This window comes from Aeromonas sp. RU39B, assembly GCF_900156095.1.
In the GTDB taxonomy this organism is placed as follows: domain Bacteria; phylum Pseudomonadota; class Gammaproteobacteria; order Enterobacterales; family Aeromonadaceae; genus Aeromonas.
The window spans coordinates 64882-87418 of sequence record NZ_FTMJ01000004.1 but is presented as its reverse complement, the minus strand read 5'-3'; the positions used below and the strand labels follow the sequence as shown (position 1 = coordinate 87418).

Sequence of the window (22537 nt, the reverse complement as noted above, 5' to 3'; positions counted from 1 at the left end):
AGCGTTTTATCGTTCCGGCTATTGGGCCTGCACGGCCCAATAGTCAGGGATTACAGGGACTCAGCGGTCGCAACCACGTTTTCCACGGTAAAGCCAAATTCCTTGAACAGCAGTTCGGCCGGAGCAGATTCACCGAAGGAGCGCATACCGATGATCTTGCCGCCGAAACCGACGTACTTGTACCAGTAGTCAGCGATACCGGCTTCGATAGCAACGCGCTTGGTCACAGAAGACGGCAGCACGGACTCCTTGTATTCGGCGGATTGAGCGTCGAACACGTCGGTGGCCGGCAGGGAGACCACGCGCACGGCACGGCCCTTGGCGGTCAGTTGCTCATAAGCGGCAACCGCCAGCTCCACTTCAGAGCCGGTAGCGATCAGGATCAGATCCGGCGTACCGGCGCAATCCTTCAGCACATAACCGCCCTTGGCGACGTTGGCGAGTTGCTCAGCGCTGCGATCCATCTGGGCCAGGTTCTGGCGGGAGAAGATCAGGGAGGTCGGGCCATCCTTACGCTCGATGGCAAACTTCCAAGCCACGGCAGATTCAACCTGGTCACACGGACGCCAGGTACTCATGTTCGGGGTCAGACGCAGGGAAGCGATCTGCTCAACCGGCTGGTGAGTCGGGCCGTCTTCGCCCAGACCGATGGAGTCGTGGGTATAAACGAAGATGGAGCGCTGCTTCATCAGGGCGGCCATACGCAGGGCGTTACGGGCGTATTCCATAAACATCAGGAAGGTGGCGCCGTAGGGGATGAAACCACCGTGCAGGGCGATACCGTTCATGATGGCGGACATGCCGAACTCGCGCACGCCGTAGTGGATGTAGTTACCCGCAGCGCTTTCCGGAGTCAGAGACTTGGAGCCGGACCACATGGTCAGGTTGGACGGCGCCAGATCCGCAGAGCCGCCCATAAATTCCGGCAGCAGCTTGCCGAAGGCTTCCAGTGCGTTCTGGGAGGCCTTACGGGTGGCGATCTTGGCCGGGTTGGCTTGCAGATTTTCGATGATCTTGGCCGATTCGGCGGCCCAGTTCGCCGGCAGGTCACCGCTCATACGGCGCTTGAACTCGGCAGCCAGCTCGGGGTGAGCGGCAGCGTAGGCAGCGAACTTGGCATCCCACTCGGATTCCAGCTTGCCGCCCTTCTCGCGACCGTTCCACTGGGCCGCGATGTCGCTCGGGATCACGAACGGCTCGTGGTTCCAGCCCAGGAATTCACGGGCAGCCTTGATTTCGTCGTTGCCCAGCGGCGAGCCGTGGCAATCGTGGGAGCCGGACTTGTTCGGCGAACCGTAACCGATGATGGTGCGGCAGCAGATCAGGGTCGGCTTGCCGGTCTCGGCCTTGGCGGCTTCGATGGCGGCATTGATGGCGTCCGGGTTGTGACCGTCTACGCCCGGGATAACGTGCCAGCCGTAGGCTTCAAAGCGCTTCGGTGTGTCATCGGTGAACCAGCCTTCAACGTGACCGTCGATGGAGATGCCGTTGTCATCCCAGAAGGCAATCAGCTTGCCCAGACCCAGCGTACCGGCCAGGGAGCAGGCTTCGTGAGAGATACCTTCCATCAGGCAACCGTCGCCCATGAACACGTAGGTGTGGTGATCGACCACATCGTGACCGGCACGGTTGAACTGCTCGGCCATGGCCTTTTCGGCGATAGCCATACCCACGGCGTTGGTGATGCCTTGACCCAGCGGACCGGTGGTGGTTTCAACGCCCGGTGCATAACCGTATTCCGGGTGACCCGGAGTGCGAGAGTGCAGTTGGCGGAAGTTTTTCAGATCGTCGATGGAGAGGTCATAACCGGTGAGATGCAGCAAGGAGTAAAGCAGCATGGAGCCGTGACCATTAGAGAGCACGAAACGGTCACGGTCGGACCAGGTCGGGTTGCTCGGGTTGTGCTTCAGGTGACTGCGCCAGAGAACTTCGGCGATGTCAGCCATGCCCATGGGGGCACCCGGGTGACCGGAGTTGGCTTTCTGAACGGCATCCATACTCAATGCGCGAACGGCATTGGCAAGCTCTTTACGAGAAGGCATCACTATCTCTCCTGCGATTGCTTAAGATTGCCCATATTGGCGAGGCCAATATTCTCCCAGTAGGGCGAGCGCGGTGCAAACACTATCTGGGGAGACCTTTCGGCTTTGGGAAGACAATCGCTTTTCCTGAATAAAAAACGTTTATACGGGCAGGAGGTTACTACTTCATTCGGCGCACGCCCGGCTGCACCAAATGTTTGCGGGTTCCTGTGCGCCAGCCCACAAAATAGTGCTGGCAATCGCCCACCCCCAACATTAAAATAGACGTCCAGATGTAGATACCTCTACAATTAATCCCAGTTTCAACCACGGAGCGATTTTTGTTCGCTCCTGTCAACCACAGGCAAGGTAATCATGGCAAAGCTGTTTACTTCCGAGTCGGTCTCCGAAGGCCATCCCGATAAAATCGCGGACCAGATCTCCGATGCGGTGCTGGACGCCATCCTGAAGCAAGACACCCGGGCCCGCGTTGCCTGTGAAACCCTGGTCAAGACCGGCATGGTCATGGTGGCTGGCGAAGTCACCACCTCCGCCTGGGTTGATATCGAACAGATCGTGCGCGACACCGTGCGTGAGATTGGCTACACCCACTCTGACATGGGTTTTGATGCCGACTCCTGCGCCGTGCTCAACGCCATCGGCAAGCAATCCCCGGACATCAACCAGGGCGTTGACCGCTCCAACCCGCTCGAACAGGGTGCGGGTGACCAGGGTCTGATGTTCGGTTATGCCACCAACGAAACCGACGTGCTGATGCCGGCACCGATCACCTACTCCCACCTGCTGGTCAAGCGCCAGGCCGAAGTGCGCAAGAACGGCACCCTGCCGTGGCTGCGTCCGGATGCCAAGAGCCAGCTGACGTTTGCCTATGGCGATGATGGCAAGATCATCGGTGTTGATGCCGTGGTGCTCTCCACCCAGCACGCCGAATCGATCAGCCACAGCGATCTGGTGGAAGCGGTACGCGAAGAGATCATCAAGCCGGTGCTGCCGACCGAGTGGGTCAACAAGGACACCAAGTACTTCATCAACCCGACCGGTCGTTTTGTTATCGGCGGCCCGATGGGTGACTGCGGTCTGACCGGTCGCAAGATCATCGTCGACACCTACGGCGGCATGGCCCGTCACGGTGGTGGCGCGTTCTCCGGTAAGGATCCGTCCAAGGTTGACCGCTCTGCAGCCTACGCCGCCCGCTATGTAGCCAAAAACATCGTGGCTGCCGGTCTGGCCGATCGCTGCGAAATCCAGATCTCCTACGCCATCGGCGTGGCCGAGCCGACCTCCATCAGCGTGGAAACCTTCGGTACCGGCAAGGTCGCCGAAGAGCTGCTGGTCAAGCTGGTGCGTCAGCACTTCGAACTGCGCCCGTATGGCCTGATCGAGATGCTGGATCTGAAGCGCCCGATCTACCAAGCCACTGCCGCCTACGGCCACTTCGGTCGTCCGGAGTTCCCGTGGGAACAAACCAACAAGGCTGAACTGCTGCGCGACGCCGCCGGCCTGTAAGCCTGCATTGCGGACAACGCAAATTGTGGTAAAAGGGGAGCCGAGGCTCCCCTTCTGTTTTATAGCACCAGCACCATGCAGACCCTGATGACCGAGCGGGTGGATGCCTGCCTGACCCTGGCAGAGCAGAAACTCGGACGCACCTTTCCCCGCCCGCGGATCCGCTGCGATCTGCGTGGCCGCGCGGCCGGTACGGCGCGCCTGCAAAGCTGGGAGCTGCGCTTTAATCCCACCCTGTTTGCCGCCAATCAGGCCGCCTTTCTAAACGAGGTGGTGCCGCACGAGGTGGCGCACCTGCTGGTGTACGCCCTGTGGGGCAGCGGACGCGGTGCCCGTCGGGTCCTGCCGCACGGCTCGCAGTGGCAATCGGTGATGCGCGAGGTGTTTGGGCTGGCGCCCAAGGTCACGCACAACTTTAACCTGGCTCCGCTGGCCGAGCGCACCTTCCCTTATCGCTGCGCCTGCCGCGAGCATGCGCTGTCGGTGCGCCGCCATAACAAGGTGCGCCGGGGCGAGGCGCGCTACCACTGCCGGGTCTGTCGCAGCGAATTGCTCCCCTGCGTGGGTGAGAGATCCTCGGCCGAAACCCTGTGATAAGCTGCACGCCCCATTTTTATTAACGGATCGCTTCCACCATGTTTTATCGCCTTCTTATCCTGACTTGCTCGGCCCTGCTGGCCTTCGGTGCCCAGGCCGAACAGAATTTTCGTGAAGCCAAAGCGCAACTGACCAACCTCTATCGTGACCACCCGGTTACCATCTATTGCGGCTGCGCCATTAAATACAGCGGCAAGAAGATGACGCCGGACTGGGAGAGCTGTGGCTACCAGCCGCGCAAACAGCCCGAGCGTGCAGCGCGCATCGAGTGGGAGCATGTGGTACCGGCCTGGGAATTTGGCCACCAGCTGCAGTGCTGGCAAGATGGCGGGCGCAAAAATTGCGGCAAGAGCGACGAGTTCAACACCATGGAAGGGGATATGCACAACCTGTTTCCGGCCATCGGTGAAGTCAACGGCGATCGCGCCAACTACCGCTTTAGCGACTGGAACGGCAAGCCGGATCAGTATGGCCAGTGCCAGATGCTGATCGACTTCAAAGATCTTAAAGTTCAGCCCGCCAAGGGACCGGTGCGCGGTCAGATTGCCCGTGCCTATCTTTATATGAGCGACCGCTACAAGCTGCGTCTGGCCGACCAGCAGCGTAAACTGTTTGAAGCCTGGGACCGGCAATACCCGGCGGATGCCTGGGAGTGCCAACGCAACCAGCGTATCAAGCAGATCCAGGGCAATAGCAACCCCTTCATCGACAGACAGAAGTGCCAATAAGCGATGCGTATTCCACGAATTTATGAACCGGCCCCGCTCAGTGCGGGGCAGATCCTGAGCCTTGGCGAAGATGGTGCCAACCATGTCGGCCGCGTCCTGCGTATGCAGCCGGGCCAGGAGCTGGTGCTGTTTAACGGCGGTGACCACGACTATCCAGCCGTGATCCGCGCCGTGACCAAAAAAGGGGTCGAGGTCGAAGTGACCGCCATGACCGCCAATCCGGTCGAATCGCCCCTCGCCATCCATCTCGGGCAGGTCATCAGTCGTGGCGAAAAGATGGATTTCACCATTCAAAAATCGGTCGAGCTGGGCGTAACAGTGATCACCCCGCTCTTCTCCGAGCGCTGCGGGGTGAAACTGCCAGCGGATCGGCTCGAGAAGAAACGCGAGCAGTGGCAGAAGATTGTTATCAGCGCCTGTGAACAGTGCGGCCGCAGCCACGTGCCCGAAGTGCGTATGCCGATGGAGCTGGCCGATTGGATGAGTGAGCCAACCGATGAGCTCAAACTCAACCTGCACCCCCGCGCCGAATACAGCATTCAGACCTTACCGGTGCCAGAGCACGGGGTTCGCCTGCTGATTGGCCCCGAGGGGGGGCTGTCGGAACAGGAGATCGATGATACCGTTAAGCACGGCTTCAAGGAGATGTTGCTCGGGCCACGGGTGCTGCGCACCGAAACCGCTGCCCTGACTGCCATCACCGCCTTGCAGTGTCGCTTTGGCGATCTTGCATGACACCCGGAGCCTGCCACAGCAGGCTCATCGACTGAAGGAAACCCGGATGACCATCAAATTGGGTATCGTGATGGACCCTATTTCGTCCATCAACATCAAGAAAGACTCCAGCTTCGCCATGCTCGAAGAGGCGCAAAAGCGCGGCTATGAGCTCTTCTATCTGGAGATGAAGGATCTCTATATGCAAGCGGGCCGCGCCTTTGGCACCATGCGCCCGCTGCGCGTGCAGTATGACTATGCCAACTGGTTTGAACTTGGCGAGGTGGTTGATCAACCGCTCTCCAGCCTCGATGTCATCTTGATGCGCAAGGATCCCCCATTTGATACCGAGTTCATCTACGCCACCTATATGCTGGAGCGCGCCGAGGATGAGGGCAGCCTTATCGTCAATAAGCCGCAGAGCCTGCGTGATGCCAACGAGAAGCTGTTTACCGCCTGGTTTGCCGAGCACACCCCGACTACGCTGGTCACCCGCCGTGCCGACAAGCTGCGCGCGTTTCACCTAGAGCACCACGACGTCATTCTCAAGCCGCTCGATGGCATGGGCGGCGCCTCGATTTTTCGCATGAAGCAGGACGATCCGAACGTGGGCGTCATCATCGAGACCCTGACCGAGCACGGCAGCCGTTACTGCATGGCGCAGACCTATCTGCCGGCCATCAAGGATGGCGACAAGCGAGTATTGGTCGTGGATGGCGAGCCGGTGCCCTACTGCCTGGCCCGCATTCCGGCTCAGGGCGAAACCCGCGGCAACCTGGCCGCTGGCGGCCGGGGTGAAGCGCGGCCTCTGACCGACGCCGACTGGGCAATTGCCCGCGCCGTGGGCCCGACCCTCAAGGCCAAGGGACTGATCTTCGTGGGTCTGGACATCATCGGCGATCGACTGACCGAGATTAACGTCACCAGCCCGACCTGCATCCGTGAAATCGAGGCCACCTTCCCGGTCTGCATTACCGGCATGCTGATGGATGCCATCGAGCGTCGTCTGGGCGTATCCTGATCGTTACGCCGCCAACGCAACCACAGAGCCTGATTCAAGAACAAGAAGATGCATACACTGCAAAACCACTTCCTGCTGGCCATGCCCAGCCTGCAAGACCCCTACTTCGAGCGTTCGCTGGTCTATATCTGCGAACACAATGACGAAGGGGCAATGGGGCTGGTCACCAACATCCCGCTGTCGATGCCGGTCAGCGAGGTGTTAAACCAGGTCAAGATCGAGCCCCCCTTCGAGGCGCTGCTCGAGCAACCCGTGATCCAGGGCGGCCCGGTGGCCCACGACCGCGGCTTTGTGCTGCACAGCCCGCGCCCCGGCTTTAGCTCGAGCATGAAAGTCAGTGACGAGCTGATGATCACCACCTCGCGCGACATTCTGGAAACCCTCGGCACTGACGCCGCGCCCGCTCACTGGCTGCTCACGCTCGGCTACGCCGGGTGGAGTGCCGGCCAGCTTGAGCAGGAGCTGACCGACGGCTCCTGGCTGGTTGTGCCGGTCGATACCAGCTTGCTGTTTGCCACGCCGCTGCACGAGCGCTGGCAACGGGCGGCCGCCAGTATCGGCATCAACACCTTGCATCTCTCCAGCCAGATTGGCCACGCCTGAGGATTTTTCATGACTGCACGCAGCCTGATGGGCTTTGATTACGGCACCAAGAGCATTGGCGTGGCGGTTGGCCAGCAGCTGACCGGCTCGGCGTCACCGCTCTGCTCGCTCAAGGCCAATGACGGCATTCCCAATTGGGATGAGATCGACAAGCTGATCAAAGAGTGGCAACCGGATCTGCTTATTGTCGGCCTGCCGCTCAACATGGATGGCACCGAGCAGGAGATCACGGTGCGCGCCCGCAAATTTGGCAACCGCCTGCATGGCCGCTTCGGCAAGCAGGTCGAGTTCAAAGATGAGCGGCTCACCACCACCGATGCCCGCGCCCGCCTGTTTGAGCGCGGCGGTTATCGGGCTCTCGACAAGGGTTCAGTAGACGCCGTGTCGGCCCAGCTGATCCTCGAATCGTGGATGGAAGAGCAATACTGACCGAACCGGGAGCCTAGGCTCCCGGTTTTTCATGCAGGAAACCCGACTTAGCCATCTGCAATTCTGCCAACGGTATCGCGGTTTGTTGACTCCCCTACGCTTAATATGGTTAATACCATAAAACAGCGTTTCTAATTTTCAGGTTTATCAGGTTATGAATCGTTTTGTCCTGGCTGATGCCAGCCGCTGCATTGGCTGTCGCGCCTGTGAAGTCGCCTGCGTGATGGCACACAATGATGATCAGCACGTCGCGACCGCCGCCGACTTTCAGCCGCGTGTTCAGGTAATCCGCCATGAGGCGCTGCGCACGGCCGCACTCTGCCGCCACTGTGAAGAGGCCCCTTGCGCCAAGTCCTGCCCCACCGGGGCCATTGTCGAACGCAATGGCAGTGTGCAGGTGCTCACCGAGCGCTGCATCGGCTGCAAGAGCTGTGTGCTCGCCTGCCCGTTTGGTGCCATGCAGATGGCGCCACAAGCGGGCAACCAAAGCCATGTGGCCCACAAGTGCGATCTGTGTGAAGGGCGCGAAGAGGGTCCGGCTTGCGTGGCCGCCTGCCCCAGTGACGCGCTGCAGGTGATGAGTGACGAGACGCTGGCTCGTCTGCGCCAGCAGCGCCAACAGCGCAGTGCCATCGGTCAGACAGCGCGCCACGTGGCCGTCAAACGCCAGCAGATGGAGCAAACGCCGAAGCGCTGCGATCCCGCCAAGATCCCGCTGAACCTGCGCCGCAGCACCTTTACCGAGCTCTACCCCACCTACTCGACCGAGCAGGCCAGAGCCCAGGGCGATCGCTGCCTTGGCTGCGGTCATCACAGCGTCTGCGAGTGGACCTGTCCGCTGCACAATCACATCCCGCACTGGATCACTCTGGCCCGTGAAGGCCGCATTCTGGAAGCGGTCGAGCTCTCTCACCAGACCAACAGCCTGCCGGAGATCACTGGTCGCATCTGTCCGCAGGATCGCCTGTGTGAAGGGGCTTGTACTCTGAAAGAGGAATCCGGCTCGATGGCGGTCGGCAATCTGGAGCGCTACATCACCGAGCAAGCCTTCGCGCTTGGCTGGCGACCTGATCTTTCCTATGTGCAACCGACTGGTAAACGGGTCGCCGTTATCGGCGCCGGCCCGGCCGGACTTGGCTGTGCCGACATTCTGGTGCGAAACGGCATCCAGCCGGTGGTGTTTGACCGCCATCTTGAAATCGGCGGCCTGCTCACCTTTGGCATTCCGGCATTCAAGCTCGACAAACAGGTCATGATCCGCCGCCGCGAGCTATTTACCGCCATGGGCATCGAGTTTCGCCTCGGTGTAGATGTCGGCCACGACATCCAGCTTGAGGCATTACTCGAGGAGTTTGATGCGGTCTTTGTCGGCGTGGGCACCTACCGCTCCATGACCGGCGATTTGCCCAACGAGGATGCACCGGGCGTCTATGCAGCCCTGCCCTATCTGATGGCCAGTACCCGTCATCTGATAGGCTTGCCACAACCCGAGAGCGAGCCCTACCTCAATCTGGCCGGCCAGCAGGTCGTGGTCCTCGGCGGGGGGGATACCGCGATGGATTGCGTGCGCACAGCTCTGCGCCAGGGGGCAACGACCGTAACCTGCGCCTACCGCCGGGATGAGGCCAACATGCCGGGATCGCGCAAAGAGGTGAAAAACGCCCGCGAAGAGGGGGCCGATTTTGAGTTCAATGTGTTGCCCGTGGCCATCGAGCTCAACGAGCAAGGCGCAGTCAGCGGCATTCGCATGCAGCGCACCCGCATGGGTGAACCCGATGCAGCCGGGCGCCGTCGTCCGGTGGTCATTGAAGGCTCGGAGTTTGTGATGCCAGCCGATGCGGTGCTGGTCGCCTTTGGCTTTAATCCACACCCGCTACCCTGGCTTGAAGCGCAGGGAGTGCGTCTCGATCGCTGGGGACGGATTGCGACGTCTCACGCCAAGCAGTTTGCCTTCCAGACCAGCAACCCGCAGATCTTCGCCGGTGGCGATGCCGTGCGCGGCGCAGACCTGGTGGTGACCGCCATGGCAGAAGGGCGCCAGGCGGCGACCGGTATCATGGCCTATCTCGACGTGGCAGCGCAGCGACCTGTCGTTTCTGCGCCCCGGATCACACGCGAAGCCCAACCCGCGCTGTGAGATTAAGTTTGTCTTAAGGATTGGCTTCTAGCGTATGGCTATCTTGTTTCATACGCTGGAAGCCTCCTGATGACACCCGCCTTTTTCCCCAAGGCAGCGGCCTGGCGACCCATCGCCCTCGCTGCACTGTTTTGCTGCTACTTTGCCTCTGTCGTGCAGATAGCCCTGATGCTCAAGAGCTACAGCGGTTTTGTCGGGCTGCGCAGCACCCTGCTCTACAGCCTGTTGTGGCTGATCCCGCTGCTCATGACCCAACGCATCAAGCTGGCCGGCGCGCTGATTGGTCTGCTGCTGTGGGCCAGTTCCTTGGCCGGGTTGGGCTATTTCCTCATCTATGGCCAGGAGTTTTCCCAAAGCGTTCTGTTTGTGATGCTCGAAAGCAACCCGGGAGAGATGGGCGAGTATGCCGGGCAATACCTCAGCGTCTCGTTTGTGCTCTATCTGCTGCTTTATACCTTGGTGGGGGTGTGGCTATGGAGCAGACTGCAACCAGTCACACTGCCGCTGCGCTGGCGCGCCCTGCTGATCGCCGGACTGGCTTATGGCCTGCTGCTCCACCCTTTTGTCAAAACGCACTGGGACAATCCGACAAATCTGGCTCGCACCCAAAAGCAGTTGCTTGGGAAAATGGAGCCCGCGGCGCCCTGGCAACTGGTCATCGGCTATGCCCAATATCGCCAGCAGTTGGCTCATATGTCGCAACTGCTGGAGAAAAACAGTGCCCTGCCACCGCTGCAAGCGCTGAAGGATAACAGCGGTGATGCACCGCGCACGCTGGTGCTGGTTATCGGTGAATCGACGCAGCGTGGGCATATGGGGCTGTATGGTTATCCGCGTGACACGACTCCGCGCTTGACAGCCATGGCCCATCAGGACCCCAATCTGACTGTGTTCAACGACGTGGTAACCCCGCGCCCTTACACCATTGAGACGCTGGAGCAGGTGCTGACCTTTGCTAACGAGAAACATCCGGATCGCTATCTGACCCAGCCCACCCTGATGAATCTGATGAAGCAGGCTGGCTACAAAACCTTCTGGATCACTAACCAGATGACGCTGACAGCCCGCAACACGCTGCTCACCGTCTTTTCACGCCAAACCGATCGCCAGTTCTACATGAATCAGCAGCGCTCACAAAACACCCGTCAATATGACGAAAGCGTGCTTGGCCCCTTTGTCGAGGTGTTGGCCGATCCTGCCCCACGCAAGTTTATCGTGGTCCATCTGCTCGGGACGCATATCCGCTATGAGAACCGTTATCCGCAGCCGTTCGAGCAATTTGAAAAGAGCGCCCCTTTGCTCAGCACCCTCGGCCAGCAGGAACAACAGACATTTGATCAGTACGATAATGCCAACCTGTACAACGACTTTGTGGTCAGCTCCCTGTTCGATACCTATCGTCACAGCGGTAAGCAGGGATTCATGCTCTATCTCTCCGATCACGGTGAAGAGGTCTACGACACCCCGCCCCACCAGCGCCAAGGCCGTGACGAGCTGGCACCGACCCGCAACATGTATACCGTGCCGTTCCTGCTATGGACCTCACCACAGTGGGCCAACGCGCATCCACGGGATCTGGCTGCCACGGTCAACCGCAAGTACAGCTCAGCCGAGTTTATTCACACCTGGTCCGATTTGGCCGGCCTGAGCTATCAGGGCTGGCAACCGCAGCTCAGTCTGGTCAATCCACAGTTTGTCGAGCAGCCGCGCTGGATTGGCAATCCGGATCATCCGCATCAGTTGCGTACCTTCGACTCGTTGCCAAACGGCTGATATGAAAAGAGAAGGGGAGCCAGCGGCTCCCCTTGTCACATGATTAACCCTGTTTCTCAGGTTGATCCCAGATACCCGGTTCAAGCTGGCTGCGCAGCTCCGGGTATTTGTTGGCATCAAAGGTTGGCACCTTGCCGAGCATCAGCTGGTCGTTGTAATCCTTGGCCAGCTTGATGGCCACCCCAGAGAGCAGCAGGATAGCGACCAGGTTGACGATAGCCATCAGAGCCATCGACACGTCCGCCATGGCCCAGACAGTCGGCAGCTCGCCCACCGAACCAAACATCACCATTGCCAACACCACCAGACGGAACAGCAGAATACCGGCCTTATGGTTGTGCTCGAGGAACACCAGATTGGTCTCGGCGTAGGAGTAGTTGGCCACGATGGAGGTAAAGGCGAAGAAGAAGATCGCTGCCGCGATAAAGCTGTTACCCCAGCTGCCCACTTGGGACGAGAGAGCACGTTGAGTCAACTCGACACCGGTAATGCCACTGCCCGGCTCAAACTGGCCGGAGAGCAGGATGATGGCGGCGGTACAGGTACAGATGACGATGGTATCAACAAACACCCCCAGCATCTGTACATAGCCCTGAGAGGCCGGATGCGGCGGATAAGGTGTGGCCGTAGCGGCGGCGTTGGGAGCCGAGCCCATCCCCGCTTCGTTGGAGAAGAGACCACGCTTGATACCGTTGATCATGGCCTGAGAAACGGCATAACCGAGAGCGCCAGAGCCAGCCTGTTCAATCCCGAAGGCAGACTTGATGATCAGAGAGAAAACCGCCGGCAGGTCGCTGATGTGGCTAACCACAATAAACAGGGCCATGGCGATATAGGCGAGCGCCATAAACGGCACAACCAGCTCGGCAAAACGGGCAACGCCGCGGATCCCGCCGAAGATGATCAGGGCAGTCAGCAGCACCAGCGCCACGCCGCTCATCCAGTCCGGTACACCGAATGCCACCTTCATCGCCACGCTGATGGAGTTGGCTTGGACTGCGTTGAACACCAGACCAAACGCGAGCAGCAGGCAGAGGGAGAACAACACCCCCATCCAGCGCATGCCCAGCCCCTTTTCCATGTAGTAGGCAGGACCACCGCGATAGTTACCCTCGACGTCCTTGACCTTGTAAAGCTGCGCCAGCGCACTCTCGACGAAGGCAGTGGACATGCCGATAAAGGCAATCAGCCACATCCAGAAGATAGCGCCCGGGCCACCCAGGTAAATGGCCACCGCCACCCCGGCCAGATTACCGGTTCCGACCCGTGCCGCCAGACTGGTGCACAGCGCCTGGAACGAAGAGATACCGGCACTGTCGGCATTACGGCTGCTTTTTAGCACCGAAAACATATGACCGAAGTGGCGGATCTGAATAAATCCGGTCCGGATGGTGAAGAAGATGCCAACGCCTATCAGCAAATAAATAAGGATGGCGCCCCAGAGCAGGTCGTTGAGCAGCGCGATCAGTGTGTCCATAACTCTCTCGTTGTTATTGGGCCGGAATTGATCCCGGTCAGGTGTGTGTTGTGTGGTTTAAACGCTGGAATTTAGCACAGCGCCACTAGGGCTCCTAGCATTTGCAGTGACAAACTTACACATAATGTAGTTTTTTTATCCATAAAATTGATAAAAACTACTGTTTTTGACATCAATATCCCCTTCCTAACAATCGTAACCCTGTGTTTAGCAAGGTGCTGCCTGTAACGGGATCGGAGCGATTTCAGCAAAACGTTTACCTGTAAGAAAATTTCAAGTGGCCATTATTACTATTTTGGTGACCATAATCACAAAACTTATTTCTCATCAAAAAATAACACGCATACAACAGTGTTCAGATGCTCTGTTTTCATGTCATAAACTCTTTGTTTTTCATTACGTTGTGTCACTTATTCCGCTCTGCCACCAACAGCCGGACAAAGTGTGAGCAGTTTCACCTCTTGCGAGGTGACGGCCAGAGGTATTAAGTAGGCGGACATCTTTGCCAGTCTGAACTGGCCTGTCCCGCCGGGGTCCATTGCCGCGGAAACTGTAACCGGCTTTCATAAATCAGGCGGACCATCCGGCAGGTTAACCCTGCGACCCAAGAGAATGATACAACCATGGCCGATAAATTAACCCAGCTCAAAGCCCTGACCACCGTGGTTGCCGATACCGGCGACATCGAAGCCATCAAGCGTTACCAGCCGATTGATGCCACCACCAACCCCTCTTTGGTACTCAAGGCCTCCGAAATTCCGGAGTACGCTGCCCTGATTGCCGATGCCATCGCCTGGGCCAAGGCGCAAAGCCATGATAAGGCACAGCAAATCATCGATGCCGGTGACAAGCTGGCGGTCAATATCGGCCTGGAAATCCTCAAAATCGTCCCGGGTCGCATCTCCACTGAAGTGGATGCCCGCCTCTCGTTTGATACCGATGCCAGCATCGCCAAGGCTCGCAAGCTGATGCGCCTGTATAACGAAGCCGGCATCAGCAACGACCGCATTCTGATCAAACTGGCTTCGACGTGGGAAGGGATCCGCGCCGCCGAGGTGCTGGAGAAAGAGGGTATCCAGTGCAACCTGACACTGCTGTTCTCCTTCGCTCAGGCCCGTGCCTGCGCCGAAGCCGGTGTGTTCCTTATCTCCCCGTTTGTTGGCCGCATCCTTGACTGGTACAAAGCCAAGAACAACCGTGACTACGTCGCTACCGAAGATCCGGGCGTGGTCTCGGTCACCAGCATCTACAACTACTACAAGCAGCACGACTATCACACCGTGGTGATGGGCGCGAGCTTCCGCAACACCGGCGAAATTATCGAACTGGCCGGTTGCGATCGCCTGACCATCGGCCCGGCGCTGCTGGAGGAGCTCAGCAAGAGCGAAGGCGCCGTGGTGCGCAAGCTGGATTACACCGGTACTCAGCTGCCCAAGCCGGCCCCGCTCAGTGAAGCCCAATTCCGCTGGGAACTGAACCAAGATGCCATGGCTGTTGAAAAATTAGCCGAAGGTATTCGCCTGTTTGCTGTGGACCAAGGCAAGCTGGAAGCCATGCTGGCCAGCAAGCTCTGAGCCTATTTCAAATGACACCAAGGGCGGTCTGAGACCGCCCTTTTATTTTGTCATCACAACGTCACGAAAACGTTTCAAATTAAAACCTGCTGTGATATATCGGTGTTGAAAACTACAAAAAACCCGGGAGGGGACCATGGAAAGGTTCGACTTCGATTTTGAAGATGTAGTTGAGCTCGGTTCACGTAGCCGCAGCACGGGAAAAAAACGTAAATGGAGGGAAATCGAGGCTCTGAAGGATAAGCACCGTTTGCAAAAGGAGCTGCAATCGATCGATATCGCCTATGATGGCGGTCACGATGAGCTGGATTTCTAACCGACAACTGGAAATAAAAAACCCCGCTGCATTGGCGGGGTTTTTTATGATGCGAGTTAATGGGGCTGCAAGGAGAGGCGGCTCGCCAAGTCTCTGAAATGCTGGGCAACCTGCGGACCGAACAGGGGATCGGCACTGGAGTGGATCAGCCAATTTTGCTCCAGATGACGCCAATCATCCTCGGTCAACGATTCACGCAATCGCGGGAAAATCACGTTCTCTTCATAATTCATATGCCGCTCTTGCGCTTCCACAAACAGCTCTAGCTTGGCCATGAACTGATCCAGCGGAATGACGGCATCCATCAAAATCATGTCCACCATTTCCATCAGCTCAATACCCGCTTCCACCAGCTTGTTGTGCTCTTCACGCAAGCGATGACTGACCTCACCATCGACTACGCGATATTTGAGGTAGTAGTCATAGATCATGTCTTCCTGCGGGTGATGGCGCTTGTCGGACACTTCGCGCAAATATTCGACGACATCGTGGATCAGCTGATAACTGACCTTTTCTTCATGACGCAGTGTATTGAGCTCGTGTTTTAGCAGCCCCAGTAGTTTGGCGATATTGAGGTGTTCCTGATGCAGATTCGCTAGCATAACAGCACTCCTTTGCGCTTGATTATAAAGAGCTATCTGTTCCGTATTATATGCTCAATAAGTGTACTAACCTTGAACCCTGTCAATCTATTCGCAGACACTGTGCCAGTTGATCGGTGTGCGTCCCTGCCCGGTAAGCAGGCGATTGGCTTCGGAGAAGTGTCCGCATCCGATAAAGCCTCGGTGCGCCGACAGGGGGCTGGGGTGCGGAGCCATCAGCACGTGATGACGCTGCCGGTCGATGATGCGCCCCTTCTTCTGGGCATGAGAGCCCCACAGCAAAAACACCACCCCTTCACAGTTTTCATTGATGACTTCAATCACCTTGTCCGTAAAGGTTTCCCACCCCAGATGAGCATGGGAGTGCGCCATACCGGCCTGAACGGTCAGCACGGTATTGAGCAGAAGCACTCCCTGATGGGCCCAGCTTTCCAAAAAACCGTGGTTGGGCGTGCAAAAGCCGGGCAGATCCCGCGCCATCTCCTTGTAGATGTTGACCAGTGACGGCGGAGTACGTACGCCCGGCAGCACCGAAAAACAGAGACCGTGCGCCTGGTTCGGTCCGTGATAGGGATCTTGCCCCAGGATCACCACTTTCACATCGGCAAGTTCGGTAAACTTGAAGGCATTGAAGACATCTGCAGCCGGTGGGTAGATGACATGGCCCGCATCACGCTCCGCCTTGACGGTTGCCAGAGTCTGCTGAAAATAGGGCTGCTGCTTTTCTGCCCCCAGAACATCACGCCACGTCTGCACGCTCACTCTCTCCACGTTGAACTCTCTATGATCCTGCCAGCATAAGGTGTGCTGGTTGCCCGGTGCAACCAAGGGCTCGGATAATTGGCCATACCAAACGGTGAATTCGGCTAACTTTTACAATGACAACGCTAATGATGTGGTAAATTTACAACTTATAATATGATTTGATATACTTTTAATACACCTTAGATTATTGAAATAAACCCTGTTTTATTGATTAATCTCAATGATTTAAGGTGTAACCACCTGAGCTTTACGCAATTTTATTGATCTGCGTCAATTTATGTAGACTTACAACCATGATATATATGCGGGCATCAAATCGATAAGGTGTAAGGCAAGCACCCTTTTTTAGAAAAGTGTGTGGGTAACTTCCTTACAATCATCCGCTCTCAACAGGAGACGTATCATGATCAAGGGCATTCAAATCACCCAGGCCGACAACGCTGCACTGCTCAACTCTTTCTGGCTGCTGGATGACGCCAATCAGGAAGCCCGCTGCATCTGCGTAAAAGAAGATGTGTTTGCCACAGACGAACTGGTCAAACTGTCCGATATGGGCCGCTTCGAATATCGTGAAGTGCCGGTTCAAGCCGCGCCGAAGGTAGAAGGTGGTCAACACCTGAATGTTAACGTACTGAGCCGCGAAACCTTGGAAGATGCTATCGAGCATCCGGAAAACTATCCGCAGCTGACCATTCGCGTATCCGGCTATGCCGTTCGCTTCAACTCCCTGACCCCGGAGCAGCAACGCGACGTCATCACCCGTACCTTTACCAACAGCCTCTAATCCGCTTTGGGTACGATGACGAGCCACCTTCGGGTGGCTCGTTTTTTTGTGCCCGGTGAAAAAGAAAACGGCCCACAAGGGGCCGTTGTCACAGGCAAAGAGAGAGTTACTCTTCGTCGCAGATCGGGGTGGCAAATTCCAGCGCCATGTCCCACGGTTGCTCAATCCAAGTGTCCTGCGGGATAGCGACTTCAAAATCATCCAGCAGTGCTTCGCCCATCGGCTTGGCGAAGATGGCGATGAACTTGGCCTTGGGGTAGAGCTCGCGAATCGCCTTGGCGGTAGTACCGGTGTCTACCAGATCTTCCACAACCAACCATCCTTCGCCGTCGCCGGCGGTCGTTGCGGCCTTGACGACGACCAGCTCGCGCTGATGGCTGTGGTCATAGCTGGAGATGCACAGTGTCTCGACATTACGGATACCCAGCTCACGAGCCATCAGGGCTGCCGGAACCAGACCACCGCGACTAACGGCGATGATACCCTTCCATTGGTTGGCAGGCATTTGGCGGCGGGCAAGACGGCGTGCTTCACGCTGCAGGTTATCCCACGACACATAAAACTTCTTCGGCATGATGACCTCGGGAGAGCGGGCTGGCGCTCGGGGCGCAGAAAAACAAAATCCTGCAGGTGCGACAAAAGGCCGGCTCAGGTATCCAGGCTGGCGCTGCTGTGGACGTGCAGGGGTAATTAAGTTGCCGCGGATTATAAAGAGACGACAATCGTTTTTCCAGCGGCTCCCCCAAAACAGTGGCCACTTTGCGTCAGCTGTTATCCATTCAGCTCCGCTGAGGTGCGCTGCGCGCAGCTAATAGGCCGTGAATGAGGTACGCCAGTATTTTTGACTGGATAAAAAGCCAACAACCATGATGTCTGAAAGGTTTTTTGACCCGCCTGGCATTTATGACCTTTTTATTGGAGTGCCGACTCACCTTTTTGGCTCATTGACTGTATTATCTTTTGCACCTTGCATCCTTTCCTGCCATAAGGAGTCATCACATGGCACAGCTGAGTTCTCTCTCCCCTTCTCTGGTATGGCACTTCTTCGAGAAGATCTGCTCTATTCCCCACCCCTCCAAGCATGAACAGGCGCTGTCCAACTGGATCATCGACTGGGCCAAATCCGAAGGACTGGCCATCAAGCAGGACAAGGTTGGCAACCTCTTTATCAAAAAGCCGGCCAGCGCAGGGATGGAAAATCGCAAACCGGTCGTACTGCAAGCCCACATCGATATGGTGCCGCAGGCTAATGCCGACACCCCGCACGACTTCACCAAAGATCCCATCGATGCGTATGTAGATGGTGAATGGGTCACAGCTCGTGGGACCACGCTGGGTGCCGACAATGGTATCGGTATGGCCGCCTGCCTGGCCGTACTGGCCGACAAGAGCCTCAAGCACGGCCCGCTGGAAGTGCTGCTGACCAGCGACGAAGAGACCGGCATGACCGGTGCCTTTGGTCTGGAAGCCGGCTGGCTGGAAGGCGAAATCCTCATTAATACCGACTCCGAAGAAGACGGTGAAGTGTATATGGGCTGCGCCGGTGGCGTGGATGCCAATGTTCGCTTCCCGCTTGAGCGCGTGGCAACCCAAAGCGGTGAAGCCTTCGAGCTGCAGGTTAAGGGTCTGGTGGGGGGTCACTCCGGTGGTGATATCCACCGCGGTCGCGGCAACGCCAACAAACTGCTGGTGCGCCTGCTCAAAGCGGCGGCCCATCTTGACGTTGCACTGGCCCACATTCAGGGCGGCACCCTGCGTAACGCCATCCCGCGTGAAGCCAGTGCCATTCTGGTGGTACCGGCCGGCCACGTGACCGAATTCAAGGCGCTGGTTGATCGCTTCACCGGCATCTATCAGACCGAGCTGGCGGCGACCGAGCCGAACCTGACGGTGCTGCTCAACGCTACTGCGGCCCCGGCCCAGGTGATGTCGGCATCCCTGCGCGATCGCCTGCTCGACGCGCTGATGGCCTGCCCGAACGGCGTAATGCGTATGAGCGATAGCATCACCGGCGTGGTAGAAACATCTACCAACCTTGGCGTTATCAAGACCCTCGATAACGAGGTCTATGTGCAGTGCCTGATCCGCTCGCTGATCGACTCCGGCCGTGACCAGATTGAGCAGATGACTCGCTCTCTGTTCACCCTGGCTGGCGCCAGCTGTGAGTTTACCGGTGCCTATCCGGGTTGGGCGCCCAACGTCAACTCGCCGGTGATGGAGCTGGTTCGCGACGCCTATCAGCAACTGTTTGGCAGCCGTCCGAACATCATGGTGATCCACGCCGGTCTCGAGTGCGGTCTGTTCAAGAGCGCCTATCCCGAGTGGGACATGGTCTCGTTCGGCCCGACCATTCGCGGCGCCCACTCCCCTGACGAGAAGGTGCACATCGTGGCAGTCGAGCGCTTCTGGCAGCTGCTGACCCATGTGCTGGAGCAGATCCCCGCCAAGTAAGGGATCGCCGAATAAAAAACCGGGCCACGTAGCCCGGTTTTTTTATGCCAGCTCGTCTTCGAGCCGAAAGCGATGGATGATCTGGTTACTGCTGCCGCGCCACACCAATCCGGGGTCGGCCAACGCCTTTTCAAAGCGGCCATCCACCAGCGCATCGATCAGACTGACCACTTCGCGCTGCGCTTCGGTCAGCGCTTCCAACCGATAACCGGTCCAGCACCAGATATCCTTACCGGGACACTCGGCACGCACCCGTTGCACCAGCGCCAGCACATCTGGCACGTTGGCAGGATGCAACGGATCGCCGCCCGAAAGTGACAGGCCACGGCGTTTGATTCGAGTGTCATTGAGATCGGCGATGATCCGATCGCTCATTGCCTGATCAAACGGATGCCCGCCATCGAGTCGCCAGGTGGACTGGTTATAACATCCGGGGCACTGGTGCTCACAGCCCGAGACAAACAGAGTGGCGCGGGTGCCGGGGCCGTTAATCACATCGACCGGGTAATACTTGTGATAGTGCATCCTCACTCTCCTGTCTTGCCGCCGTGAACCGGCACCATGAAAAAGGCCCCTGCTGACAGGGGCCAGTCACACGTTCAGTGGTTACATGTGTTTGACGCGGCGCTTGACCTCTTCCTGCTTGCCGGCGTTGAAGGGGCGCGCATCCGGGCTACCGAGATAACCGCAGACACGGCGGGTCACCGAGACCTTGGCCGGATCGTGGTTACCGCAGCGTGGGCAGGTAAAGCCCTTGGAGGTGCACTCGAACTCACCGGTAAATCCGCAATCGTAGCACTCGTCAATCGGTGTGTTGGTGCCGTAGTAGGGCACATGCTGATAGCTGTAGTCCCACACGTTTTCCAACGCTTCCAGGTTGTGCTGGATATTGGGGTATTCGCCATAGCAGATAAAGCCGCCGGTGGAGATGGGCGGATAGGCCGCCTCGAAGTCCAGCTTGTCGTACGGGTTGACCTGCTTCTCCACATCGAGGTGGAAGCTGTTGGTGTAATAACCCTTGTCGGTGACACCGTCCACCAGACCGAACTCCTTGGTATCGATACGGCAGAAGCGCGAACAGAGGTTTTCGCTCGGGGTGGCATAGAGGCTAAAACCGTAACCGGTCTCGTTTTTCCACTCCTCAACCGCGTCACGCAGGCGCTGCACCACGGCAATGGCTTTCTGGCGCAGGGTTTCGCTGTCAAACACATGGGTACCGTTGCCATAGAGCGCGTTCACGGTCTCATGCACACCGATGTAGCCCAGAGAAATCGAGGCGCGGCCGTTTTTGAAGATCTCGCTGATGTTATCGTCGGCCTTCAGACGAACACCGCAGGCACCTTCCATATAGAGGATCGGAGCAACCCGTGCCTTGACCCCATTGAGACGCTCGATGCGGTACATGAGCGCCTTCTTGGCGGTGCGCAGCAAGGCGTCGAGGCGATCATAGAAATCGGCCTCATCGCGGGACTGCAGGGCCAGACGCGGCAGGTTGAGGCTGACTACACCGAGGTTGTTGCGCCCTTCGTGTACCTGTTCGCCATTCTCCTCGTACACGCCGAGGAAAGAGCGGCAACCCATCGGGGTCTTGAACGAGCCGGTCACCTTGACCACCTGGTCGTAGTTCAGAATGTCCGGGTACATACGCTTGGAGGCACATTCAAGCGCCAACTGCTTGATGTCGTAGTTGGCGTCGCCAGCCTTGTGGTTGAGCCCGTCCTTGATAGCAAACACCAGCTTCGGGAACACCGCCGTCTTGTGGTTCTTGCCAAGACCCGCGATGCGGTTTTGCAGGATGGAGCGCTGGATCATGCGCGATTCCCAGCTCTCACCCAAGCCAAACCCGAAGGTCACAAACGGCGTCTGCCCGTTGGCGGTGTGCAGGGTGTTTACCTCATATTCGAGGGACTGGAATGCGTCGTAGCACTCTTTCTCGGTGCGGGCCATGGCGTAGCCATCCACATCAGGAATACCCCACTCTTGAGCCACTTTACGGTGCTTCTCCCAGCTGATAGTCACATACGGAGCCAGCACTTCATCGATGCGGTTGATGGTGGTGCCGCCATAGATGTGGCTAGCCACCTGGGCGATGATCTGGGCCGTGACGGCGGTGGCGGTGCTGATCGATTTGGGAGTATCAATCTCGGCGTTGCCCATCTTGAAGCCGTGGGTCAGCATCCCCTTCAGATCGATCAACATGCAGTTGAACATCGGGAAGAAAGGCGAGTAGTCGAGATCATGGAAGTGCAGGGCACCACTGTCGTGGGCCTGAACCACATCACGGGGCAACATGTAGGTGGTGGCATAGTGCTTGGCCACAATCCCCGCCAGCAGGTCACGCTGGGTCGGGATCACCTTGGAATCTTTGTTGGCGTTTTCGTTGAGCAGGGCAGCGTTAGTCTGCTCGACCAGACCGCGAATTTCACGAGCCAGATTGCCACGGGTTTCGCGTTCGCGATCCCGGTCGTGACGGTATTCGATGTAGACGCGGGCAATTTCTTTGTGATCAGACGACATCAGGTGATCTTCCACCCGGGTCTGGATCTCGTGAATGTCCACGTCAGTGCGACCATCGAGCTCGCGACTCACCTGCTCAGCAATACGCTCCGCCAGCGCTCGCTGGGGCTGACCTACCGCTTCGGCAGCGCGTGATACGGCCTCGGTAATCAGATTGGCATTGAACTGTGCGCGGCAACCATCGCGCTTGATCACAACCGGTTTCATGGTTCATTCCCCGTAAATGGCCGAACGTGTGTCGGCATCACCTTTGATTGGTCCTTCGCCATCCGCTCCTAGACGTAGCAAACCATGCCCGGTCAGGTGGAACTCCGGGCACGGCGAGGGCGAAGACTGATTTATGCACAGCTTATAAACACAACATATAGGTGAAAAATCTAAATGCGCAACTATATGTTGTGGCCATTAAGCACCAAAGGACGGGGGGAAATATTGATCCAGGTCAGCTTTTTGAAATCCTGCGCAATGCGCAATCAGCCTCAATTAAGACCCAATGGCGGG

The 22537-nt window shown here is 57.8% G+C and carries 20 protein-coding genes; 13 read left to right on the top strand and 7 right to left on the bottom strand.

The window, feature by feature from the left end; all coding sequences use genetic code 11:
• Positions 1-50 precede the first annotated feature (50 nt).
• The gene (gene tkt / locus BW958_RS07775) at positions 51-2042 is read right to left on the bottom strand and encodes a transketolase (RefSeq protein ID WP_076575169.1); all 1992 of its coding nucleotides are present in this window, start codon (positions 2040-2042) and stop codon (positions 51-53) included.
• A 354-nt stretch (positions 2043-2396) separates the two neighbouring features.
• On the opposite strand from tkt, the gene metK reads away from it, so the two are divergent.
• The 9 genes from metK (at position 2397) to cptA (ending at position 11550) form a co-directional block, all read left to right on the top strand.
• Positions 2397-3548 (top strand): methionine adenosyltransferase, encoded by a 1152-nt coding sequence (gene metK / locus BW958_RS07770; RefSeq protein ID WP_076575168.1) that lies wholly within the window; start codon positions 2397-2399, stop codon positions 3546-3548.
• A 75-nt stretch (positions 3549-3623) separates the two neighbouring features.
• The gene (locus BW958_RS07765; RefSeq protein WP_076575167.1) at positions 3624-4142 is read left to right on the top strand and encodes a SprT family zinc-dependent metalloprotease; all 519 of its coding nucleotides are present in this window, start codon (positions 3624-3626) and stop codon (positions 4140-4142) included.
• A 41-nt stretch (positions 4143-4183) separates the two neighbouring features.
• Positions 4184-4873: an endonuclease gene (locus tag BW958_RS07760; RefSeq protein ID WP_076575166.1), complete on the top strand. Its 690-nt coding sequence runs from the start codon at positions 4184-4186 to the stop codon at positions 4871-4873.
• A 3-nt stretch (positions 4874-4876) separates the two neighbouring features.
• Positions 4877-5608, top strand: coding sequence for a 16S rRNA (uracil(1498)-N(3))-methyltransferase (rsmE, locus tag BW958_RS07755; RefSeq protein ID WP_076575165.1), 732 nt, complete (start codon positions 4877-4879; stop codon positions 5606-5608).
• A gap of 46 nt (positions 5609-5654) precedes the next feature.
• Positions 5655-6608 (top strand): glutathione synthase, encoded by a 954-nt coding sequence (gene gshB, locus BW958_RS07750; RefSeq protein ID WP_076575164.1) that lies wholly within the window; start codon positions 5655-5657, stop codon positions 6606-6608.
• 48 nt (positions 6609-6656) lie between these two features.
• Positions 6657-7211 (top strand): YqgE/AlgH family protein, encoded by a 555-nt coding sequence (locus tag BW958_RS07745; RefSeq protein ID WP_076575163.1) that lies wholly within the window; start codon positions 6657-6659, stop codon positions 7209-7211.
• Between the two features lie 9 nt (positions 7212-7220).
• Positions 7221-7640 carry a Holliday junction resolvase RuvX gene (ruvX, locus tag BW958_RS07740; protein ID WP_076575162.1) on the top strand — a complete coding sequence of 140 codons (420 nt, stop codon included), beginning with the start codon at positions 7221-7223 and terminating at the stop codon, positions 7638-7640.
• Between the two features lie 154 nt (positions 7641-7794).
• Positions 7795-9777, top strand: coding sequence for a formate-dependent uric acid utilization protein AegA (gene aegA / locus BW958_RS07735; protein WP_076575161.1), 1983 nt, complete (start codon positions 7795-7797; stop codon positions 9775-9777).
• Between the two features lie 69 nt (positions 9778-9846).
• The gene (gene cptA, locus BW958_RS07730; RefSeq protein WP_076575160.1) at positions 9847-11550 is read left to right on the top strand and encodes a phosphoethanolamine transferase CptA; all 1704 of its coding nucleotides are present in this window, start codon (positions 9847-9849) and stop codon (positions 11548-11550) included.
• Between the two features lie 43 nt (positions 11551-11593).
• Here cptA and BW958_RS07725 read toward each other — a convergent pair whose 3' ends face one another.
• A complete protein-coding gene (locus BW958_RS07725) occupies positions 11594-13027 on the bottom strand; it encodes an alanine/glycine:cation symporter family protein (protein ID WP_076575159.1) in 1434 nt (477 codons plus the stop codon).
• Between the two features lie 623 nt (positions 13028-13650).
• On the opposite strand from BW958_RS07725, the gene tal reads away from it, so the two are divergent.
• Entirely contained in the window at positions 13651-14601 is a 951-nt protein-coding gene (tal, locus tag BW958_RS07720; protein WP_076575158.1) for a transaldolase, read from the top strand.
• A gap of 136 nt (positions 14602-14737) precedes the next feature.
• A complete protein-coding gene (locus BW958_RS07715) occupies positions 14738-14917 on the top strand; it encodes a DUF3545 family protein (RefSeq protein WP_076575157.1) in 180 nt (59 codons plus the stop codon).
• Positions 14918-14973: 56 nt separating this feature from the next.
• On the opposite strand, the gene BW958_RS07710 is transcribed toward BW958_RS07715, so the two are convergent.
• Both BW958_RS07710 and ung read right to left on the bottom strand, forming a co-directional pair.
• Complete coding sequence (locus BW958_RS07710; protein WP_076575156.1) at positions 14974-15519, bottom strand: hemerythrin domain-containing protein; 546 nt, start codon at positions 15517-15519, stop codon at positions 14974-14976.
• Between the two features lie 87 nt (positions 15520-15606).
• Positions 15607-16275, bottom strand: coding sequence for a uracil-DNA glycosylase (ung, locus tag BW958_RS07705; protein WP_076575365.1), 669 nt, complete (start codon positions 16273-16275; stop codon positions 15607-15609).
• Between the two features lie 412 nt (positions 16276-16687).
• Between ung and grcA the strand changes: the two genes are divergently transcribed.
• The gene (gene grcA, locus BW958_RS07700; protein WP_076575155.1) at positions 16688-17068 is read left to right on the top strand and encodes an autonomous glycyl radical cofactor GrcA; all 381 of its coding nucleotides are present in this window, start codon (positions 16688-16690) and stop codon (positions 17066-17068) included.
• Positions 17069-17174: 106 nt separating this feature from the next.
• On the opposite strand, the gene gpt is transcribed toward grcA, so the two are convergent.
• Positions 17175-17642, bottom strand: a complete 468-nt coding sequence (gene gpt, locus BW958_RS07695; protein ID WP_076575154.1) for a xanthine phosphoribosyltransferase — start codon at positions 17640-17642, stop codon at positions 17175-17177.
• A gap of 425 nt (positions 17643-18067) precedes the next feature.
• Between gpt and BW958_RS07690 the strand changes: the two genes are divergently transcribed.
• Complete coding sequence (locus BW958_RS07690) at positions 18068-19519, top strand: aminoacyl-histidine dipeptidase (protein ID WP_076575153.1); 1452 nt, start codon at positions 18068-18070, stop codon at positions 19517-19519.
• A 42-nt stretch (positions 19520-19561) separates the two neighbouring features.
• On the opposite strand, the gene nrdG is transcribed toward BW958_RS07690, so the two are convergent.
• Both nrdG and nrdD read right to left on the bottom strand, forming a co-directional pair.
• Entirely contained in the window at positions 19562-20044 is a 483-nt protein-coding gene (gene nrdG, locus BW958_RS07685; RefSeq protein WP_076575152.1) for an anaerobic ribonucleoside-triphosphate reductase-activating protein, read from the bottom strand.
• An 81-nt stretch (positions 20045-20125) separates the two neighbouring features.
• Positions 20126-22243, bottom strand: a complete 2118-nt coding sequence (gene nrdD, locus BW958_RS07680; RefSeq protein ID WP_076575151.1) for an anaerobic ribonucleoside-triphosphate reductase — start codon at positions 22241-22243, stop codon at positions 20126-20128.
• Between the last annotated feature and the right edge of the window lie 294 nt (positions 22244-22537).

Excerpts from the sequence above, each read along its gene's own strand:
- tkt (WP_076575169.1), bottom strand. The coding sequence starts at position 2,042 with ATGCCTTCTCGTAAAGAGCTTGCCAATGCCGTTCGCGCATTGAGTATG.
- metK (WP_076575168.1), top strand. The coding sequence starts at position 2,397 with ATGGCAAAGCTGTTTACTTCCGAGTCGGTCTCCGAAGGCCATCCCGAT.
- BW958_RS07765 (WP_076575167.1), top strand. The coding sequence starts at position 3,624 with ATGCAGACCCTGATGACCGAGCGGGTGGATGCCTGCCTGACCCTGGCA.
- BW958_RS07760 (WP_076575166.1), top strand. The coding sequence starts at position 4,184 with ATGTTTTATCGCCTTCTTATCCTGACTTGCTCGGCCCTGCTGGCCTTC.
- rsmE (WP_076575165.1), top strand. The coding sequence starts at position 4,877 with ATGCGTATTCCACGAATTTATGAACCGGCCCCGCTCAGTGCGGGGCAG.
- gshB (WP_076575164.1), top strand. The coding sequence starts at position 5,655 with ATGACCATCAAATTGGGTATCGTGATGGACCCTATTTCGTCCATCAAC.
- BW958_RS07745 (WP_076575163.1), top strand. The coding sequence starts at position 6,657 with ATGCATACACTGCAAAACCACTTCCTGCTGGCCATGCCCAGCCTGCAA.
- ruvX (WP_076575162.1), top strand. The coding sequence starts at position 7,221 with ATGACTGCACGCAGCCTGATGGGCTTTGATTACGGCACCAAGAGCATT.
- aegA (WP_076575161.1), top strand. The coding sequence starts at position 7,795 with ATGAATCGTTTTGTCCTGGCTGATGCCAGCCGCTGCATTGGCTGTCGC.
- cptA (WP_076575160.1), top strand. The coding sequence starts at position 9,847 with ATGACACCCGCCTTTTTCCCCAAGGCAGCGGCCTGGCGACCCATCGCC.
- BW958_RS07725 (WP_076575159.1), bottom strand. The coding sequence starts at position 13,027 with ATGGACACACTGATCGCGCTGCTCAACGACCTGCTCTGGGGCGCCATC.
- tal (WP_076575158.1), top strand. The coding sequence starts at position 13,651 with ATGGCCGATAAATTAACCCAGCTCAAAGCCCTGACCACCGTGGTTGCC.
- BW958_RS07715 (WP_076575157.1), top strand. The coding sequence starts at position 14,738 with ATGGAAAGGTTCGACTTCGATTTTGAAGATGTAGTTGAGCTCGGTTCA.
- BW958_RS07710 (WP_076575156.1), bottom strand. The coding sequence starts at position 15,519 with ATGCTAGCGAATCTGCATCAGGAACACCTCAATATCGCCAAACTACTG.
- grcA (WP_076575155.1), top strand. The coding sequence starts at position 16,688 with ATGATCAAGGGCATTCAAATCACCCAGGCCGACAACGCTGCACTGCTC.
- gpt (WP_076575154.1), bottom strand. The coding sequence starts at position 17,642 with ATGCCGAAGAAGTTTTATGTGTCGTGGGATAACCTGCAGCGTGAAGCA.
- BW958_RS07690 (WP_076575153.1), top strand. The coding sequence starts at position 18,068 with ATGGCACAGCTGAGTTCTCTCTCCCCTTCTCTGGTATGGCACTTCTTC.
- nrdG (WP_076575152.1), bottom strand. The coding sequence starts at position 20,044 with ATGCACTATCACAAGTATTACCCGGTCGATGTGATTAACGGCCCCGGC.
- nrdD (WP_076575151.1), bottom strand. The coding sequence starts at position 22,243 with ATGAAACCGGTTGTGATCAAGCGCGATGGTTGCCGCGCACAGTTCAAT.